General features: G+C 41.1%; 23 protein-coding genes. 22 read left to right on the forward strand and 1 reads right to left on the reverse strand.

Annotated elements, in window-relative coordinates:
- Positions 1-29: 29 nt before the first annotated feature.
- The 3 genes from BLW54_RS06420 (at position 30) to BLW54_RS06430 (ending at position 4,417) form a co-directional block, all read left to right on the forward strand.
- Positions 30-2,603: a vitamin B12-dependent ribonucleotide reductase gene (locus tag BLW54_RS06420; protein ID WP_074733496.1), complete on the forward strand. Its 2,574-nt coding sequence runs from the start codon at positions 30-32 to the stop codon at positions 2,601-2,603.
- Between the two features lie 201 nt (positions 2,604-2,804).
- On the forward strand, positions 2,805-3,236 hold the full coding sequence (mntR, locus tag BLW54_RS06425) for a transcriptional regulator MntR (protein WP_035509066.1): 432 nt from the start codon (positions 2,805-2,807) through the stop codon (positions 3,234-3,236).
- Between the two features lie 293 nt (positions 3,237-3,529).
- Entirely contained in the window at positions 3,530-4,417 is an 888-nt protein-coding gene (locus BLW54_RS06430) for a patatin-like phospholipase family protein (RefSeq protein ID WP_035509064.1), read from the forward strand.
- Positions 4,418-4,452: 35 nt separating this feature from the next.
- On the opposite strand, the gene BLW54_RS06435 is transcribed toward BLW54_RS06430, so the two are convergent.
- Complete coding sequence (locus BLW54_RS06435) at positions 4,453-4,860, reverse strand: SA1362 family protein (RefSeq protein WP_035509061.1); 408 nt, start codon at positions 4,858-4,860, stop codon at positions 4,453-4,455.
- Between the two features lie 348 nt (positions 4,861-5,208).
- Here BLW54_RS06435 and BLW54_RS06440 point away from each other — a divergent pair, with 348 nt between their 5' ends.
- The 19 genes from BLW54_RS06440 (at position 5,209) to BLW54_RS06530 (ending at position 18,979) form a co-directional block, all read left to right on the forward strand.
- A complete protein-coding gene (locus BLW54_RS06440) occupies positions 5,209-5,724 on the forward strand; it encodes a YqhR family membrane protein (protein ID WP_035509784.1) in 516 nt (171 codons plus the stop codon).
- Between the two features lie 43 nt (positions 5,725-5,767).
- Positions 5,768-6,229 (forward strand): type II 3-dehydroquinate dehydratase, encoded by a 462-nt coding sequence (gene aroQ / locus BLW54_RS06445; RefSeq protein ID WP_074733498.1) that lies wholly within the window; start codon positions 5,768-5,770, stop codon positions 6,227-6,229.
- Positions 6,226-7,287 (forward strand): M24 family metallopeptidase, encoded by a 1,062-nt coding sequence (locus tag BLW54_RS06450; RefSeq protein WP_074733500.1) that lies wholly within the window; start codon positions 6,226-6,228, stop codon positions 7,285-7,287. The genes aroQ and BLW54_RS06450 overlap by 4 nt, the downstream gene beginning before the upstream one ends.
- Before the next feature lie 18 nt (positions 7,288-7,305).
- Entirely contained in the window at positions 7,306-7,863 is a 558-nt protein-coding gene (efp, locus tag BLW54_RS06455; RefSeq protein WP_035509056.1) for an elongation factor P, read from the forward strand.
- Positions 7,864-8,286: 423 nt separating this feature from the next.
- Positions 8,287-9,264 carry a stage III sporulation protein AA gene (spoIIIAA, locus tag BLW54_RS06460; RefSeq protein ID WP_074733502.1) on the forward strand — a complete coding sequence of 326 codons (978 nt, stop codon included), beginning with the start codon at positions 8,287-8,289 and terminating at the stop codon, positions 9,262-9,264.
- Positions 9,209-9,718, forward strand: a complete 510-nt coding sequence (gene spoIIIAB, locus BLW54_RS06465; RefSeq protein WP_035509053.1) for a stage III sporulation protein SpoIIIAB — start codon at positions 9,209-9,211, stop codon at positions 9,716-9,718. Before spoIIIAA ends, spoIIIAB begins: the two co-directional genes overlap by 56 nt.
- 48 nt (positions 9,719-9,766) lie before the next feature.
- Positions 9,767-9,973: a stage III sporulation protein AC gene (gene spoIIIAC, locus BLW54_RS06470; protein WP_008637060.1), complete on the forward strand. Its 207-nt coding sequence runs from the start codon at positions 9,767-9,769 to the stop codon at positions 9,971-9,973.
- Positions 9,974-9,976: 3 nt separating this feature from the next.
- Positions 9,977-10,369 carry a stage III sporulation protein AD gene (spoIIIAD, locus tag BLW54_RS06475; protein WP_081866942.1) on the forward strand — a complete coding sequence of 131 codons (393 nt, stop codon included), beginning with the start codon at positions 9,977-9,979 and terminating at the stop codon, positions 10,367-10,369.
- A gap of 20 nt (positions 10,370-10,389) precedes the next feature.
- Positions 10,390-11,556, forward strand: a complete 1,167-nt coding sequence (gene spoIIIAE / locus BLW54_RS06480; protein WP_035509052.1) for a stage III sporulation protein AE — start codon at positions 10,390-10,392, stop codon at positions 11,554-11,556.
- Between the two features lie 4 nt (positions 11,557-11,560).
- A complete protein-coding gene (gene spoIIIAF / locus BLW54_RS06485) occupies positions 11,561-12,169 on the forward strand; it encodes a stage III sporulation protein AF (protein ID WP_244153491.1) in 609 nt (202 codons plus the stop codon).
- The gene (spoIIIAG, locus tag BLW54_RS06490; RefSeq protein WP_074733504.1) at positions 12,162-12,791 is read left to right on the forward strand and encodes a stage III sporulation protein AG; all 630 of its coding nucleotides are present in this window, start codon (positions 12,162-12,164) and stop codon (positions 12,789-12,791) included. Before spoIIIAF ends, spoIIIAG begins: the two co-directional genes overlap by 8 nt.
- Before the next feature lie 12 nt (positions 12,792-12,803).
- Positions 12,804-13,355, forward strand: a complete 552-nt coding sequence (locus tag BLW54_RS06495) for a SpoIIIAH-like family protein (RefSeq protein WP_074733506.1) — start codon at positions 12,804-12,806, stop codon at positions 13,353-13,355.
- A 317-nt stretch (positions 13,356-13,672) separates the two neighbouring features.
- Entirely contained in the window at positions 13,673-14,185 is a 513-nt protein-coding gene (gene accB, locus BLW54_RS06500) for an acetyl-CoA carboxylase biotin carboxyl carrier protein (RefSeq protein ID WP_035509046.1), read from the forward strand.
- A gap of 16 nt (positions 14,186-14,201) precedes the next feature.
- Positions 14,202-15,560, forward strand: a complete 1,359-nt coding sequence (accC, locus tag BLW54_RS06505) for an acetyl-CoA carboxylase biotin carboxylase subunit (protein ID WP_035509044.1) — start codon at positions 14,202-14,204, stop codon at positions 15,558-15,560.
- Between the two features lie 14 nt (positions 15,561-15,574).
- Positions 15,575-15,979 carry an Asp23/Gls24 family envelope stress response protein gene (locus BLW54_RS06510; RefSeq protein ID WP_035509043.1) on the forward strand — a complete coding sequence of 135 codons (405 nt, stop codon included), beginning with the start codon at positions 15,575-15,577 and terminating at the stop codon, positions 15,977-15,979.
- Positions 15,980-16,136: 157 nt separating this feature from the next.
- A complete protein-coding gene (gene nusB, locus BLW54_RS06515) occupies positions 16,137-16,514 on the forward strand; it encodes a transcription antitermination factor NusB (RefSeq protein WP_035509041.1) in 378 nt (125 codons plus the stop codon).
- Between the two features lie 22 nt (positions 16,515-16,536).
- A complete protein-coding gene (gene folD / locus BLW54_RS06520) occupies positions 16,537-17,391 on the forward strand; it encodes a bifunctional methylenetetrahydrofolate dehydrogenase/methenyltetrahydrofolate cyclohydrolase FolD (protein ID WP_074733508.1) in 855 nt (284 codons plus the stop codon).
- A 12-nt stretch (positions 17,392-17,403) separates the two neighbouring features.
- Positions 17,404-18,774 (forward strand): exodeoxyribonuclease VII large subunit, encoded by a 1,371-nt coding sequence (gene xseA / locus BLW54_RS06525; RefSeq protein ID WP_074733510.1) that lies wholly within the window; start codon positions 17,404-17,406, stop codon positions 18,772-18,774.
- On the forward strand, positions 18,746-18,979 hold the full coding sequence (locus BLW54_RS06530) for an exodeoxyribonuclease VII small subunit (protein ID WP_074733512.1): 234 nt from the start codon (positions 18,746-18,748) through the stop codon (positions 18,977-18,979). Before xseA ends, BLW54_RS06530 begins: the two co-directional genes overlap by 29 nt.

Below are 18,979 nucleotides of genomic sequence, written 5' to 3' on the forward strand. Positions count from 1 at the left end.
AGTTTTATGAATAAAGGGAGAGATGCAGAATGCAGACAACAACCTCCACAGATGTACACACAAAAATTAATGTGGATCGCCTAAATGCGGATATCAGACAGTTCCCACAAGTCCATGAAATTACTGAATCGATGTCCATTACCCATAAAGGTGTTTCTCGTCTTGTTATGTTAGACCGGTATGCCTTTAAAGATACAGAAAAACTGACTTTGGCAGAGGGAGATTTTGTGGTTCTTACTGTAAAAGATGATCCGAAATTCCCGGCAAGAGGATTTGGTTTTATCCATTCTATTGACTGGAACACCCACGAAGCGATTGTCCGTGTAGAAGACGAATTCCTCAATGTTCTCGAGCATGACGAAGAACGTGAAACAGGTTTAATTAAACGAAACCTTGATACAATTGATAAGCCCCTTGAGGTTTATTATGAACAAATAGCCCTCCGTAATGCCGCTGGGCTCTCAGAGGTAGAAACAGACCCAGTACGAAAACAACAGAGCTTTGAAGAATTTTATGAAGAACTGTCAGAATTAAACTTTATCCCCGCCGGGCGTGTTTTGTACGGAGCAGGATCTCTGACAGACGTCACTTATTTTAACTGTTATGTAATGCCGTATATCCAGGATTCCAGGGAAGGAATATCAGATCACAGAAAACAAGTGATGGAAATCATGTCCCGTGGAGGCGGAGTGGGAACGAATGGTTCTACTCTAAGACCAAGAAATACCCTCGCACGGGGAGTGAACGGGAAATCTTCCGGATCAGTTTCCTGGCTCGATGATATAGCCAAGCTTACCCACCTCGTAGAACAGGGCGGTTCAAGACGCGGGGCCCAAATGATCATGTTAGCAGACTGGCATCCGGACATTTTGGAGTTTATTATTTCGAAAATGCAAAATCCTAGAATTCTACGTTTTCTTATTGAAAATACCAAGGATAAAGCGATTAAACAATTAGCTAAGGACAAGCTTAAATTTACGCCTCTTACAGAAATAGAAAAGGATTTGTACCAAAGTGTTGTCAATTATAAGCATATCCAGGGCCAGGGCGGCTTTACTGATCAGAGCATTCAGGAGGCAGAAGAGAAGCTCCATCTTGGTGGAACATACGAGGTCCATAATTCTGAGTTCCTTACAGGAGCCAATATTTCTGTTTGTATAACAAAAGAATTTATGGATGCTGTTGAAAAAGATGCAGAATATGAACTTCGTTTCCCGGATGTTGAAAATTATACAGAAGAAGAAATGAAAACTTATAATGAGGAATGGCATCAAAGTGGAGATGTACGTGAGTGGCAAAAACGAGGATTCAGTGTCCGTACATATCGTACGGTCAAAGCAAGTGAACTATGGAATCTCATTAACATTTGTGCCACATACTCTGCTGAACCAGGTATTTTCTTCATAGATAATGCGAATGAGAAAACGAATGCTACTGCATATGGACAGAAGGTTGTAGCAACAAACCCTTGTGGAGAGCAGCCACTTGCCCCATATTCTGTCTGTAATTTGGCTGCTGTTAATCTTGCCAGCGTCGCAGATAAGGAAAATAAACAAGTGGACTTAGACAAATTAAAGAAAACGGTTCGACGAGGCGTGCGTATGCAGGACAACGTTATTGACGCAACCCCATATTTCCTTGAAGAGAATAAAGTACAGGCCCTTGGCGAGAGAAGAATCGGTTTAGGTGTAATGGGACTTCATGATCTTCTTATTTATTGTGAGACCACTTATGGATCAGAAGAAGGCAATAACTTGGTTGATGAAATTTTTGAAACGATTGCAACAACCGCTTATCGTGAATCAATTGAACTTGCGAAAGAAAAAGGAAGCTTCCCATTCCTAGTAGGAAATACAGATGAAGAAACACAAAAACTACGTGAGCGTTTTATTAACACAGGGTATATGAAAGAAATGCCGGAAGATATTCGTCAGGATATTCTCACATACGGTATTCGTAATTCCCACTTACTCACGGTTGCACCGACAGGGAGCACCGGAACAATGGTTGGGGTGAGTACAGGTCTGGAGCCTTATTTCTCCTTTTCCTATTACCGAAGCGGACGTCTTGGTAAATTCATCGAAGTGAAAGCAGATATACTTCAAGAATATCTGGATGAGCATCCCGAGCAGAATCCGAACGAGCTGCCTGAATGGTTCGTGACAGCTATGACGATGGCACCAGAAGCTCACGCTGATACACAATGTATCATTCAGCGCTGGGTGGATAGTAGTATTTCTAAAACGGTCAATGCTCCAAAGGGATATACGGTGGAAGAAGTAGAGCGTGTTTATCAGCGTCTTTACCGTGGTGGAGCCAAAGGCGGTACAGTATATGTAGATGGCAGCAGGGACAGTCAAGTACTGTCATTGAAAGCTGAAGAAAATGATTTTGACGGTGAACAAACAGAACTCTTTGAATCAGAAGATAATGAGCCGCGTGTCGTTCTCATGGATACGATTCATGAGTTAGACAAAACAAATGTGACCATTGGATCTGAAATCGGTGATACATGCCCAGTATGCCGGCAGGGAACCGTTGAAGATATCGGTGGGTGTAATACATGTACAAACTGTAACGCACAACTTAAATGTGGATTATAAGTAAGGGACCGGCCGTTGCATGTACGGCCGGTTTTTTCTTGTTTTAAATGTTGAACATCCATAGGATGGGATGGAACGCTTGATCTTGCTTGTCACTGAATGTAAACTAGTGTATCATTTTCATGTATAGAAACACATGCTTTGAATTGTAATTTCTTGGAAGATGAATGTATACATAAGACAGGGTATTGGGGGTTCAACATGCCGACACCTAGCATGGAAGATTATATTGAACAAATCTATATACTAATAGAAGATAAAGGATACGCACGAGTTTCTGATATAGCTGAAAATCTCCAGGTGCACCCATCGTCCGTGACGAAGATGGTTCAAAAGCTTGACCGTGATCAGTATTTAAATTATGAAAAATATCGTGGCTTAATATTAACCCCTAAAGGGAAAAAAGTGGGCAAACGGCTCGTTTATCGTCATGAGCTTTTGGAGCAATTTTTAGAGATTATCGGGGTGGATCATGAAAATATTTATGATGATGTGGAAGGAATTGAACATCATATGAGTTGGAACTCCATCGACCGGATCGGCGATCTTGTCCAATACTTTGACGAGAACCCGGAACGAGTGGAAGCCCTGAGGGAAGTCCAGAAGAAAAATGAGGAACAGAATGAGGAGTAGATGGTGAGGCGCATGGTAGATGCGTCTTTTTTTGTTCCAATAATTTTAACCCTTAGGTTCCTTAATAAGGCGAGGGGTTAAACCTGATCTCAAAAGAGCTGAAGTCCACATTCATTGTGAAAAAAGTCCCTCTGATGTTTGGGTTTAGCTTTTGGAAGTGGTAAGCCCAGTTTGTTAATGTAAACAGATGTCTTCAAAAATCAACGGTAAAAATGACGATAGACTCACATTCGATCCCTTTCGTTCTATTTTACATTCACGCCGTTTATAATGAACTAAGTGGGGTGAAGCGAATGAAAGTGGACGGTGTTTTTTCTGGTGGAGGCGTAAAAGCCTTGGCATTTATCGGAGCACTTGAAGAACTGGAAGATCGGGGTTATTCATTTAGTCGTGTTGCAGGAACCTCTGCTGGTGCGATACTTGCTAGTTTGACAGCTGCTGGGTTTTCAGCAAAGGAACTTAAAGAACGTTTAAAGTCCCTATCTTTTTTAAGTTTAGTTGATGTCCCGCTGTCAGACCGTCTATTTCCCTTCATGAAGTGGCTTCTTTTGTATTATCGAATGGGTTTATATAGAGGGAACCAGCTGGAAACCGTCCTTGAGCACTGGCTGGGTGAAAAAGGGGTCCGTACGTTTGCGGATATCCCAAAAGGAGCATTGAAAGTGATCTGTTCAGACTTGACGCTTGGAAGAATTGTTGTCATCCCCGATGATTTGAAAAAGGTATATGGCATTGATCCAGCTACTTTTTCAGTAGCGAAGGCGGTTAGAATGAGCTCGGGGCTTCCTTATTTCTTTTTTCCAGTAAAAATTCATGGCAAGCGCGGTAAATCTGTAATCGTCGATGGTGGTGTATTAAGTAACTTTCCACTTTGGATTTGGGAAAAGAAAGATGGTTGCCGAACTAGACCGGTGATTGGTATGAAACTTAGTGATGAACCGGATAAATTGCCAGAACAGAGAATAAAAAATGCCATTCAAATGTTTCATGCTTTGTTCAAGACCATGCAACAAGCGCATGATTCCAGATATATTTCAAAGACTTTGAGTAAAGACATCATCTTTATACCAGTGAATAATGTGGAGACCATTGATTTTGCAATGAGTGAAAAAGAAAAAGAAGCATTAATGGACCTTGGGCGTGAACATGCCAGTAAATTTTTACGAAGGTGGTCCCGATGATGCAGATATAAGTGGAAATAAAGAAAATCGAGCCATTAAAAAGTGGCTCGATTTTTTCCTTTGCTCTTATTTCCCTCGATCACGCGAAGTTGAGGCCCATTCGCCCGTTTCCGGTTTTTACGTCCAAGTGATGAAGCCTTTGTCTGCGTTTTAGGCAGAGGGTTTTTTTTGACTGCTGGTGTAGGCTGCTTATATTTTTGTTTTGATTGTTTAACTGCTTGCTTATACTTTTTCATCTCATTTCGTGTACCACCAGCGCCCCCACCGAAACCACGCCTGCGGAGGAAGAAAAAGTAGATTGCTCCATAAAGGAGAGCGGCAATTCCGATCATCATGACGATCGAAGTTAAAAAGCCTGTCGTATTCGTGAAAAGTTGAATACCAACAAAGAAGACGGCTAAACCGATCAATGTATAAATGACAGGAGTCATCCAATTACGCATGATATTTTTCCTCCCTTCTGATATTGGTCGACTATGAATATCTAATTATTGAATTATACCCTTATTTCAACATTTTCCTCATCGGGTGCGGCTGATTATAAGTTTATATAGGCTATTTAAAATTGTTTCCCCTTATAGAATAAAATATGCAGAACGAATCCTGATTTTGTAGGGGAAAAGAGTACTATTAGTAAACTCTTTCCTTCATATTAGTTTCTTTAAACCCTTGAATACTAAAAAATGGGTGGGCTTTTATTTTACAACAAATGGTGATGAAGAACTAGCCTATCTCCTGAAATGAGCATGAAAAAATTGGTGTTGGTTAAAATGAAATTAGAGGTGATAAAGATGGCTGATAAGCAAAAAGATCAAAGACAACAGGAACCACAACAAAGCGTGTTAGCAAAAGCGATGATTACGGGATTCACTGGAGGGGTTTTATGGAGTGGATTAGGAGCGATCGCTTATTATTTTAACTTTACTGAAGTTTCGTCTGCTTCCTTCATTTTTCGATCATTCTGGCAGACAGATTGGACGGGGACCTGGCTCGCCGAGATATTAGCTGTTCTAATTGTTGGGATTTTATCATTAGGGACTGCGCTTTTGTATTATTTAGTATTGAAAAAGAGAAATGGCATTTGGCCTGGAGTCTTCTTTGGCCTAGGGCTATGGGCGTTCGTTTTTTTATTATTGACTCCGATATTTCCAGCCATTCCAACATTCTTGGAACTTAACAGTGATACATGGGTAACAACCGTCTGTTTGTTCATTTTATATGGAGTATTCATTGGGTATTCCATCTCTTATGAATATAGAGAGTTTAATGAGACATTGAATTCTTATTCAAATGAAGGGAGAATATGATAAACTTTAAGTGTATGACAATTTTGGAAATGGTGGGATCGGAATGGGGACAAAGCGGCTTTTTTTAGTCAATGGGCCAAACCTAAATATGCTGGGTAGGAGAGAGCCGGATACGTATGGCAATAAATCTCTTGAGGATGTAGTGAAGCTCGTAGAAGAGACGGCTGGTGAAAGCGAGTTTGAGATAACAACTTTCCAGTCCAATCATGAAGGGGACCTCGTTGATTGGATCCAGAGGGCTGAAGAGGAAGCAGATGGAATTATTCTAAACCCGGCTGCTTATACGCATACAAGTATAGCTCTGCGCGATGCCATAAGTGCAATCTCTAAACCGGTCGTAGAAATTCATATTTCCAATGTCCATGCACGAGAAGCGTTCCGCCATACCTCTATACTTGCTCCTGTTTGTTCAGGTCAAGTGGTTGGATTTGGTATTGATGGCTATCGTTTAGCTACATTGGGGATGATTCAAAAGATAGAAAGTGAAGGGAGAAATGATTCATGAGTAAACTTTCAAATCTAAGAAAAGCAATAGCTTCAGAGGAATTAGACGGCCTTTTGATCATGAGCCCAAAAAACAGAAGATATGTTTCTGGGTTTGTCGGATCCGCGGGTGCCCTCCTAGTGACAACAAAAGAAGCTGTACTCATTACTGATTTTCGTTATACGGAACAGGCGGCTGAACAGGCGAAAGAGTTTGACATCGTTGAACATAAAACGCCAATGCCGCAAGCGGTAGCTGAGAAAGCATCAGAACTAGGGTTGGAGCGCATTGGTTTTGAGAAAGATCATGTTACTTACACACTTTTTGAACAATACAAAGAAGTTTTAAAGGCAGAACTTGTCCCAACATCAGGCATGGTTGAAAAATTACGCTTGATTAAGACGGACGAGGAGATTAGTATATTAAAGGATGCCGTTAAGATTGCTGATGATGCTTTTGAACATATCCTCGGTTACATAAAGCCTGGTGTAAAAGAAATTGATGTATCAAATGAACTTGAATTTTTTATGAGAAAACAAGGAGCAACTTCTTCCAGTTTCGATATTATCGTAGCATCAGGCTATCGTTCTGCTCTCCCGCACGGGGTCGCTTCTGGAAAAGAAATTCAGTCTGGGGAACTAGTAACCCTTGACTTTGGTGCGCTTTACAAAGGGTATTGTTCCGATATTACAAGAACTGTGGCTGTGGGTGAAATCAATGATGAATTGAAGAATATTTATAGTACAGTTTTACAAGCTCAGTTAAAAGGAATGGAAGGGATAAAAGAAGGCATTACCGGCAAGGAAGCGGATGCATTGACACGTGATTATATTAAGGACAAAGGTTATGGCGAGTATTTTGGTCATTCGACTGGTCATGGAATAGGTCTTGATGTCCATGAAGGTCCAGGGCTTTCATTCCGTTCGGATGTTACACTTCAAGAAGGTATGGTCGTTACGGTCGAACCGGGTATTTATATACCTGAGGTAGGTGGTTGTCGAATCGAAGATGATACCATTGTTACGAAGACAGGCAACGAGCGGTTAAGCAAGTCTACTAAAGAATTAATCACGTTGTAATTTAAAGGAGGAACTTAAATGATTTCAGTAAACGATTTTCGTACAGGTTTAACAATTGAAGTGGATGGTGATATCTGGCAGGTCATGGATTTCCAGCATGTAAAGCCAGGGAAGGGAGCCGCATTTGTCCGTTCCAAACTTCGTAATCTTCGAAACGGTAATATTCAGGAAAAAACATTCCGCGGCGGTGAAAAAGTAGAACGTGCCCATATTGAAAATCGTAAAATGCAGTATCTATATGCAAACGGTGATATGCATGCGTTCATGGATATGGAAACTTATGAACAAGTGGAAATTCCAACGGCGACCATTCAAGAGCAGTTAAACTACTTGAAAGAAAATATGGAAGTACAAATTCAATCTTATGAAGGCGAAACCATCGGCGTGGAATTACCGAAAAACGTGGAACTTGAAGTAACTGAGACAGAACCTGGGATCAAAGGGGATACAGCTAGTGGCGGGACGAAGCCAGCTACTCTTGAAACAGGATTAACAGTTCAAGTTCCTTTCTTCATTAACGAAGGGGAAGTATTAGTAATTAGTACCACAGATGGTAAATACGTTTCTCGTGCATAAATAAACAATTAGAACTTGTCCCCTTCGGGGATGAGTTCTTTTTTTTGGACGAACTTATGTCAGTATAGAGATTATCGACAACATCAACGCGTTCCCTCTCGAGGTCTAAAGCAATCGGGGGTGGAGGCCCTAATCTCGATTATGATCACCCAACTTCTAGAATGGTCCGTACCGAAAATCTAGGATTAACCTTTTTCTAAATATCCCCTGCAACTCATATAGATAGTTATGATCTAAATGAGCATAAATTTGATGATTAAACATATTTGTAATTAAGAATTTATAATGAATGAAAACGTCTATTCCCCTCTATTAACCACTCTATTCTCTCTCTTAAAATCTTCTAGTTTTATATTCTTTCATAGTCATAAGCGGGCAAGAGGAACATACATATGAAGTAAACCTAATAAAGGAGTAAAAAGGATGAAGGAGATTATACGATTGTTTCCACCCTCTATCCAACGCCTCTTAAAAAAAGAGGTGTGTTGGAAGAGTGTACAGGAAATCCGTCTGAGAATCGGTCGATCGATAGAGGTTCTTGAGAGCACACAGTATAGGTCGATTCATAACACAGGGATGACGGCAGAAAATCTATCTTTCGTCTTAAACCAGATCAGTCAGTTTTCGCTTTACAGGTTCAAAGATGAACTGAAAGAAGGGTTTATCACGATAGAAGGTGGCCATAGGGTGGGGTTGGCAGGAAAGGCAAACACTCATCAGGATCATGTGGAAACACTAAAACACATTTCCTTTATGAATATTCGGGTGGCAAAATCCACACCAGGACAAGTCAAACAACTTATTCCTTATCTTAATACATCGGGGCAGTGGCTAAGTACGATGGTTATCGGACCTCCCCATTCGGGAAAGACAACGTTGCTGCGTGAAATAGCTCGTTACATTGGATCGGATAATCCCAATAATCTGGCATCAAAAGTTGCCATTGTGGACGAGCGTTCAGAAATTGCTGCAAGTACGAGGGGGGTACCGCAGCTGGATGTTGGATTCAGGACGGATGTCATGGATGCCTGTCCGAAGGCAGAAGGAATGATGATGATGATTCGCTCGATGTCACCAGAAGTTTTGGTTGTTGATGAAATCGGTGGGATGAAAGATGCGGAAGCATTAAGAGAAGCAACTTACACGGGTGTGGAAGTGATCTGTAGTGTTCATGGTCATAATTTTGCAAGTGTAAAGAAGCGCCCTTCTATAAAACAGCTGATCGAGGAAGAAGTTTTTAAAAGGTACATTGTTTTAGATCGGCTATCTCCTGAAAATCAAGGAGGGTGCAAGGTCTTAGATCAATCAGGACAAGCACTTGCTCAATGGAAGGGGAGAGATTTGAATGCAGTGGATCGGAGCGGTCATCATATTGACCGTCACTACATGGGCCGGGTTTGACATGGCTTCGCGATTTAAGAAACGGCCGGGGCATATTCGGCAATGGAAAAATGCCTTACAAATGATAGAAGCGGAAATGGTATATGGACAATCTTCACTCCTAGAAGTATGCGAAAACCTTTCCACCCATTTGCCAAAGCCGATTCAGTCATTCTTCGTAGGAATTTTGAAAGAAGAAGGGGTCTGGGATGATTTCTTCTCGTTGTGGTCTACACAATTAAAAAAACATTGGACGATGAATGCTATGACCAAAAATGAATTAGAAATATTGATGCAGTTCGGGCGAACGCTCGGCCAGCACGACTTAGAACAGCAACAGAAACAGATTCAATTAACCATTCACCACCTTGATCGTGAGTTGCATGATGCTTTAGAAGTTGGTGATCAATATCAAAAGATGGCCAAAGGGATGGGTGTCTTAAGTGGGTTGCTTGTGATCATTTTAATTATTTAAAAGTTCTGTGAATACATGATTAGAGTTTTTAAAGGGGGAAGAGGCATTGTGCTCCAAGATGCAACGATATTATTTCAAATAGCTGGTGTCGGAATTATTGTGGCGATGATTCACAGCATCTTAAAGCAGATGGGCAAAGAAGAAATTGCCCAAGCCGTGACTTTGACAGGATTTATCATTGTGCTATTTATCGTCCTGCATCGTTTAGCTGACCTATTTCAACAAATTAAATCTGTTTTTCTTTATCAGGGGTAGTCCATGGATATTATTCAAATCGTTTCATTAGGATTAGTGGCGACCTTGCTGATTTTGCTATTGAAGGAATATAAATCATCGGTTGCCTTTCTGCTCCTTCTATTCACGGTCATCATTTTATTTTTAACGATTCTCGATCAGGTCAAACATATCTTTCAATTGCTTTCATACATGGCGGATAAGGCACAAGTAGAACCGATGTACTTCAAAACGATTTTGAAAATTATCGGAATAGCTTATATCGCTGAATTTGGCGCTCAACTAATCAGAGATGCTGGTTTAAATTCACTGGCATCAAAGGTGGAGCTTGCAGGTAAGCTGTTCATCTTGATGCTTGCCATTCCAATCGTTACAGCGGTGATCGAGACTATCCTTAATTTTATTCCAGGTGCATAGCAAAGGTGGGGAGGGATGCCATGAAACGAATATTGTTCTTTTGCTTCATTGTCATAGGATGTTTATGTTCTCCATTAGTCGCAGCCGCTTCCCCCTCCACACCTGAATCTGAGCCATCCTTACTTGATCATGTGACAACAGAGGAATTGGAGGAGAATTGGAATGACTTAAATCAACAGTATGGAGACTATTTGCCTACTTTTCATACAAATGACTTCCGGGAGTTTATACAAAGTGAAGGTTCTGTTGAGTCTTCCGATTGGTTCTCCGGTATCTTAGAATTTTTTTTACATGAATTACTTCTGAACGGTAAACTTCTCGCATCACTGTTGTTTCTTACATTGTTCAGCACGCTTCTTCATTCCGTACAGTCTGCATTTGAAAATTCCGTAGTCAGTAAAATTGCCTACATGGTGGTTTATTTAGTTTTATTAACGCTCGCCTTGGAAAGTTTCCGGCATGTGATTGAATACACACTTGGAGCAATAGAACGAATGAGCAGCTTCATGATTGGATTGATTCCATTATTGCTAGGCATTATGGCTTCATTCAGTCATTTGATGTCGATATCCTTTTTTCATCCTATTATCATTGCTCTTGTCCAATCTAGCGGTCTTTTAGTGAAGTATCTGCTGATCCCTTTGTTTGCTTCTTCTGCCCTTCTCCTGATTGTTGGAAGTTTAAATGAAACCTACAAGGTTGATCAGCTTGCTGAACTATTAAGAAAAGCCGGAATGGCGATTATGGGAGTTTTTTTAACAGTTTTTTTAGGTGTTATTTCTGTCCAAGGGACGGTTACAGCTGTCCAAGATGGGATCACAATGAAAACCGCTCGCTTTGTAACAGGAAACTTTGTACCAGTGGTTGGGAGGTTATTTACAGACGCAACGGATACGATTCTTGGGGCTTCCCTTGTGTTAAAGAACACTTTGGGAATTGCAGGGGTCGTCATATTATTGGGCATTGCTGTATTTCCTGCCATTAAAGTATTAGCTATAGCCATTATCTATAAAATTGCGGCCGCATTGCTGCAACCTCTTGGAGATGGTCCAGTCATCCAAGCAATGGATGTTGTCAGCCGGCATATTCTTTATATATTCGCTGCTTTATTAATGGTATCTATGATGTTCTTTCTCGTTATTGTCATTATGGTAGCGGCGAGTAACATTACTATGATGGTCAGATAGGGTGGTGGACTTGGAGTATTTTATTGAATGGATCACTAAAATTGTATTGTTCCTTCTTTTAGCCATGATGGCAGACGCACTTCTGCCGTCTGGAGTCATGAAAAAGTATGCAAGGCTTGTCATGTCCATTCTGCTTTTGCTCATATTCTTAGGGCCGTTATTACAACTCTTAAACATTAACCCAGAGCGCCTTGTTCAACTAGCAGATAAGTCTATGCAACAACAATTAGATGCAGAAATGCTTGATGAAAGTGTGGAATCAAAGAAAAATGAAATACTTGAGGGACAAGATGCATATAAATTAGAACAAGTTACGCAAGCACTTGCGGCAGAAATTGAGACACCACTCAAGGAAGAACAAAACCTGGTTCTCGTCGATGTGGCCATGAGTTTCCATCAGGAACCTTACAGTTTGGAAACGTTGGACAAGCTGACCCTCACGCTTTCTCGGGAAAAACAAACCCAGTCAGTCGAAGATGTAAATATCTCGATCATGGATGAAACAGTGACAGAGGAGGAAGACCAAGATCCTGAATTGGTAAATTGGATTGCTGACTATCTCGACCTGGACAAAGAACAAATCAGTATCCGCTGGGAGGATGAGGATGAATAAATGGTGGAACAAACTGACGGAACCTCTATCTAACAAAGAGGGGAGAAAGTTAAACAAGACAAAGTACCTTATCGCTATTGGAATTATCGGCGTACTGATCATTCTAACAAGCAATTGGTTTCAACCGAATGATCCACCGTCACCATCTCTTGAGAAAGGAAAGATTCAAAGTCAATCTGAAGAGGGAGAATCCGCTTCACAAACCCCTGAAATGACTGATTCCATATCTCAACTTGAATCTGAATATGAAAAACAGCTGAAACCTCTTCTCGAAAATATTCAGGGTGTGGGCGCGGTGGACATCATGGTTAATTTATCATCGACACATAAAAAAGTGTACGACAAGAATTTAATCATAGGAAAACAAACAACGAAAGAAAACGATAAGAACGGAGGCGAAAGGGAAATTGAAGATTATTCGAAAGAACAGCAGCTAGTACTCGTCCGTCAAGGTGATCGCGAAGTTCCCCTCCTCACACAGACGTCTAAGCCTGATGTTAGTGGGGTGTTCGTAACAGCTGAGGGGGTCGATCAAATGCAGGTGAAAGAGTGGGTGGTCGAAGCTGTCTCCAGGGTGCTGGATGTTCCAACTCATAGGATTTCGGTTTTGCCTAAAAAATAAGGAGGGGTTACTTTGGTTAAAAAGCAAACGGTATGGTTATTGACGATGTTGAGTTTGTTGATTGTTTTGAGTGTTTACTACATGACTTCCCCTGATAATGGTGAAATGGCCTTTATTCAAGAAGATGAATGGGCCGAAATTACAGAAAAAGCAAAAGGAGAAGAAGGTGTTGAAGCGACAGGGGATGGGGCAGTTATCTCTCAAATTTCCACAGATGAACTTTTCTCTGCTATTCGTCTGGACATGAAGAATCAGCGGGATCAAATGCAAGAACAATTATCAAATATTGTAGCGTCCAGTGATGTTACTACAGATGAAAAGAATGAAGCTTTAGAAAAAATGGAAACGATCAAAGCAAACCAGTCCAAAGAATCCATCATTGAAAATACAATTCGGGCAAGCGCTTCTTACGATGATGTTCTCGTAAGAGCTGAAGAGGATGTAGTCCACGTTACTGTAAAAGCGGACGAATTGTCTAAGACCGAAACCAATCAAATTATTCAAATGGTTTCCGATGAGTTTGGTGAAAAACGCGTACAGGTCCAATTCCAACCAGCAGGCTGAAGAAAAAATCTCCATCCCCTCAAGGGAATGGGGATTTTTTCGTTTGAATTCATGATGAGAAGATAAGCACAGCTAGTATGATAAAAGGTGCTTGGAGCAGTCCCTGGAAGCCTGAAGTGGGTAGGCTTAATGACAAAAGAGGCACCCATAAAGATTTTTTAGAGGCATTTTGATGTTTGGTGAAAATCACTATCATTCTTTATATAAATAGCTTGTATTCATGGTAAGTTGCAGGGATGGGGTATTGTATAATAGAATATGAAGAGGTATTAGTACCAGTTTATAAAAAGTAATTTTACATAAAAGGGGTGCCATATATGTTGAAGGTACAAGAAATCAGAGAAATCATTAAGTTGATTGATCAATCCAATATTGATGAATTTTCTTATGAAACGAACGGAACGAAAGTGCAAATGAAAAAGCAGCAAGGTGAAGTTATGACAACGCCAAGTGTGGTTCAACAACCAGCTGTACAAGCTCAGCCAGAACCTGCACCAAAACAAGAAGTCGTAAAAGAAGCACCGAAAAAGGAAGTGAAAGAAGAGCCTGTTAAAGAGGAAGCACCTAAAACACAGGGGGGGACGGATTTTGATGCTGAAGTCAAATCCCCGATGGTAGGAACTTTCTACCAATCTCCATCTCCGGATCAGGAGGCCTATGTAAAAGTAGGGGATCAAGTTAAGGAAGACTCTGTAGTATGTATCGTAGAAGCGATGAAATTATTTAACGAGATTGAAGCGGAAGTATCAGGAGAAATTGTTGAAATTCTCGTTAAAGACGGTGAATTAGTGGAATATGGACAGCCGTTGTTCCGCGTAAAGTCTAAGTAAACGGGGGTTTGAGACGTTGATTAAAAAAGTTCTTATTGCAAACCGAGGGGAAATTGCTGTCCGGATCATCCGTGCCTGTAAGGAGATGGGAATTGAGACGGTTGCCATTTACTCTGAAGCAGATAAAGAAGCCCTGCATGTACAAATTGCAGATGAAGCGTATTGTGTGGGTCCGACGCTGAGTAAAGACAGTTATTTAAACTATACCAACATTATGAGTTTAGCTACGCTAACACAAACGGATGCCATACATCCAGGCTATGGATTCCTCTCAGAAAATGCTGAATTCGCTGAGATGTGTGAAGAATGCAACATTACTTTTATCGGACCATCATCGTATGCCATTCAAAAGATGGGTACAAAAGATGTAGCTCGTGAAACGATGAAAGAAGCGGGTGTTCCTGTTGTGCCTGGTTCAGCAGGAATTATCAAAGATGAAGAAGAAGGTTTGAAGGTTGCTGAGGAAATCGGTTATCCGGTGATCATAAAAGCAACAGCTGGTGGAGGCGGAAAAGGAATCCGAGTAGCCCGTGATGAAGAAGACTTAAAAAAAGGCATCCGTATGACTCAGCAGGAAGCAGAAACCGCATTTGGAAATCCTGGAGTCTACATCGAAAAATTCATCGAAGACTTCAGGCATGTGGAAATTCAAGTACTTGCCGATAACCACGGAAATGCCGTACACCTTGGTGAAAGAGATTGTACAATTCAGCGCCGATTACAAAAGTTAATCGAAGAAACTCCTTCTCCTGCAATATCAGAAGAGATGCGTGCTAAAATGGGAGAGGCAGCAGTCAAAGCCGCCCTTGCTGTGAATTATTCAGGGGCAGGTACTGTAGAGTTCATTTATGATAAGGAAGACGATTCTTTCTATTTTATGGAGATGAATACGAGGATTCAAGTCGAACATCCGGTTACAGAAATGGTGACAGGTGTAGACTTGATCAAGGAAATGTTATGGATCGCGAATAATGAAACGCTTTCGTTTAAACAAGAGGATATTAAGTTTGAAGGATGGTCCATTGAGTGCAGAATCAATGCTGAAAATCCACACAAGAACTTTATGCCATCAGCTGGAAGAATTGATATGTATTTACCACCAGGTGGTTTAGGAGTACGTGTGGATTCTGCTGCTTACCCAGGGTACATGATCCCGCCTTATTACGATTCAATGGTTGCAAAACTGATCACATACGGACGTGACAGGGATGAAGCGATTCGTAGAATGAAGCGTGCTCTGGATGAGTTCGTAGTAGAAGGTGTCCACACTACGATCCCATTCCATCAACGTATGATGGAGCATGAAGTTTTTGTCGGCGGAGATTTTAATACTAAGTTTCTTGAGAAATATACTATAATGAAAGATGAATCTTAAAAGGAGTGATCATTGTGAGTGATAAGCAATTGTTGAATGTGACAGATGGGTCAACATTAGGTAACATCGAGATTGCTCCTGAAGTCATTGAAGTGATCGCTGGAATTGCCGTTTCTGAGGTGGCGGGTGTTGCTGCCATGCGAGGGAATTTTGCATCGGGTGTTGCAGAGCGTCTGGGCAAGAAGAACCACGGGAAAGGTGTTAAGGTGGAACTCACGGAAGATGGCATATTAATTGATGCTTTTGTTGTCATGGATTATGGAATTTCTATTCCGGACACGGCTCAAAAAATTCAAGACAATACAAGGCAGGCGCTGAAAAATATGACTGCGCTTGAGATTAATGAAATTAATGTCCACATTGTTGGTGTTCAAATGGAAGCTGCAAAAGAGGATGAAGTAGAAACAGAAGAATATTAAGAGTAATCAGAAAGGGCACTCCCTTTCTGATTTTTCTTTTTTACGAAAGAGTGATTCGAAGTGAGTCATAAAATATTAACCGTTACTTGATTACAATGGCTTTTATTCAGTTAAAATGTTATTATTCTAACGGATATTACCTTAAAGGAGAATGAAGATGAAACGACGCACAGCACGGGAAAAAGCCTTCCAAGCGCTTTTTCAAACGGTTACGAGTGAAATCGATACCGATGAGGCGATCGCACACGTAGTCGATGGTCAGGAAGTGGATGATTTTTTAAACGATTTAGTACATGGAGTTATGCAAAATCGAGAGGAGTTGGATAAATGGATCTCTGACAACCTCGATAACTGGACACTTCCGCGATTAGCAAAAGTAGAGAAGACAGTCTTGAGAATGGCCGCTTATGAAATGAAATATAAGGAGGATGTACCTCCCCAAGTAGCGATTAATGAGGCGATCGAACTTGCAAAAATATTTGGTGAAGAGGATTCAGGGAAATTCGTAAACGGTGTTTTATCTAAAATGGTCTAAATCATTTAGGGGGAATGGAAAAATGTCAGCAGAAGTAATTTATGGAAAGCAATTAGCAGAAGATCTTCGACAAGAAATGAAAGAGGAAATAAGTGCACTCCATGAGAAGGACATCCGCCCAAAATTAGTAGTCGTCATTATTGGTGAGGACCCAGCGTCAATGTCTTATGTGAAAGGTAAACAAAGGGCATCAGAAAAGATCGGTATGGATTCGGATCTGATTGAGTTACCGGTGAGTACTTCTGAAGAAGAACTCCTGACGTTGATTGAACGCTTGAATGAAGACGATACGGTTCATGGAATCCTAGTTCAATTGCCTGTTCCGGACCACATATCTGATCAAAAAATCATTGAGGCCATTGATCCGAAAAAGGATGTAGATGGATTTCACCCTGCAAATGTCGGTAAGATGCTAACAGGGCAGGACACTTTTTTTCCATGCACCCCTTATGGAATCCTTGTCATGCTCAAGCGTGCCGATATTAAACTTGAGGGTAAGCATGTAGTCATTATTGGAAGAAGTAATTTGGTCGGAAAGCCTGTAGGGCAGCTGCTTCTTAATGAAAATGCAACAGTTACACATTGTCATTCTCGAACCAGAGATATTCAAGCACACACAAAACAAGCAGATATTTTAATTGTGGCTGCTGGGAAACCCTCTTTAATTTCAGGCGAAGACATTAAAGAAGGAGCGGTCGTCATTGATGTAGGGGTCAATCGTGTGGATGGTAAACTGACAGGTGATGTTGATTTTGAATCTGCTAAAGAAGTGGCTTCCCATATTACACCCGTCCCTAAAGGGGTAGGACCAATGACAATTACAATGCTTCTCCATAATACGATTAAAGCTGCCAAGCGTATTCATCATCATGAATAAGGAGTGTTTGGTATGCACGATCAGTATTTAACCGTTACAGCTTTGACCAAATACATTAAACGGAAACTTTCAGGAGATCCGCATTTAAAAACAGTTTGGATGCGTGGAGAAATTTCAAACTTCAAGCATCATAGCAGAGGCCATATGTATCTCTCGTTGAAAGATGAACAAGCAAGGATTCAGGCTGTGATGTTTGCAGGAAATAACCGCACATTGAAGTTTTTTCCAGAGAATGGAATGAATGTTCTCGTCAAGGGCGAAATCAATGTTTATGAACCAATGGGGCAATACCAGCTGTACATTAAAGAGATGCAGCCTGATGGAATCGGGGCTCTTTATTTTGCCTTTGAACAGTTGAAAGAAAAATTGGAAAAAGAAGGCCTGTTCGCTCTAGAACGAAAAAAAAATCTCCCTACATATCCGAAGCATATAGGTGTGATTACCTCACCGACTGGGGCAGCAGTTCGTGATATCATCACGACAATTAATAGGAGGTATCCGATTGTCCCGGTTACAGTTCTTCCTGTTCTTGTGCAAGGAGAACGTGCTTCATCCTCTATCGTAAATGCAATACAATATGCAAATAAACACATGGATATTGATGTATTAATTGTTGGTCGTGGCGGAGGCTCCATTGAAGATTTGTGGGGATTTAATGAGGAAATAGTAGCTAGAGCTATTGCGGATTCCGAAATCCCGGTTATTTCTGCTGTAGGTCATGAGACGGATACAACGATCAGTGACTTTGCAGCAGATCTCAGAGCGGCAACACCTACGGGAGCTGCTGAGCTTGCCGTTCCATCTATTGTTGAACTGCGTGAGCAAGTGAAAACTCTAAGGGACCGTCTTGAACGAGTGATGTCTGTCCAGGAAACAGAGGCCAAACAAAAATTAGAGCGTTTGAAAAAATCCTACGCATTTAAGTACCCTGAACAGTTGATGAGGCAAAAGGAGCAAGACCTCGATAGAGTGCTGGAGCGATTGACGAGAGAGATGAGACAGGTCCACAAAAATTGTCACGAACAATGGGTCCATGTAGGACGGCGGTTACGTCAACAGGGCCCTGAAATGAAGATGGCTGAAGGTGTACAGGCATTGGATCGCCAGACGAGGCAATTGCATAACCGGTTCCATATGCTTTTACAACAAAAAAAGGAACGTTTTCATACCAACATTGATAAACTGACTTTAGTCAATCCATTGGATATTATGAAACGAGGGTTTGCCATTCCCTTTAATGAAAAGGGGAATGTCATCAAAAGCACTGTACATGTATCTGCTGGCGAGCCCCTTTCCTTGAAGGTACAGGACGGAAGAGTTGAATGCCGGGTGACGGATGTGAAGGAGGATGAAAATGGCAGAGAAGCAGGAAGTCAGCTTTGAAGAAGCAATGAAGCAATTGGAAGAGATCGTAGAGAAATTAGAGACAGGGGAAGTTCCTCTTGAAAAAGCGATCCAGTATTATCAAGAAGGGATGAAACTTTCCAAATTATGCAGTGAAAAGCTTGGGAATGTTGAAAGCCAGATGCAACAGATTATGAACGAACACGGGGAATTCGAACCGTTTTCTGTTCAGGAGGAAGAATAG

Origin of the sequence: Halobacillus karajensis (assembly GCF_900108515.1) — a bacterium.
Taxonomy (GTDB): Bacteria; Bacillota; Bacilli; order Bacillales; family Halobacillaceae; genus Halobacillus; species Halobacillus karajensis.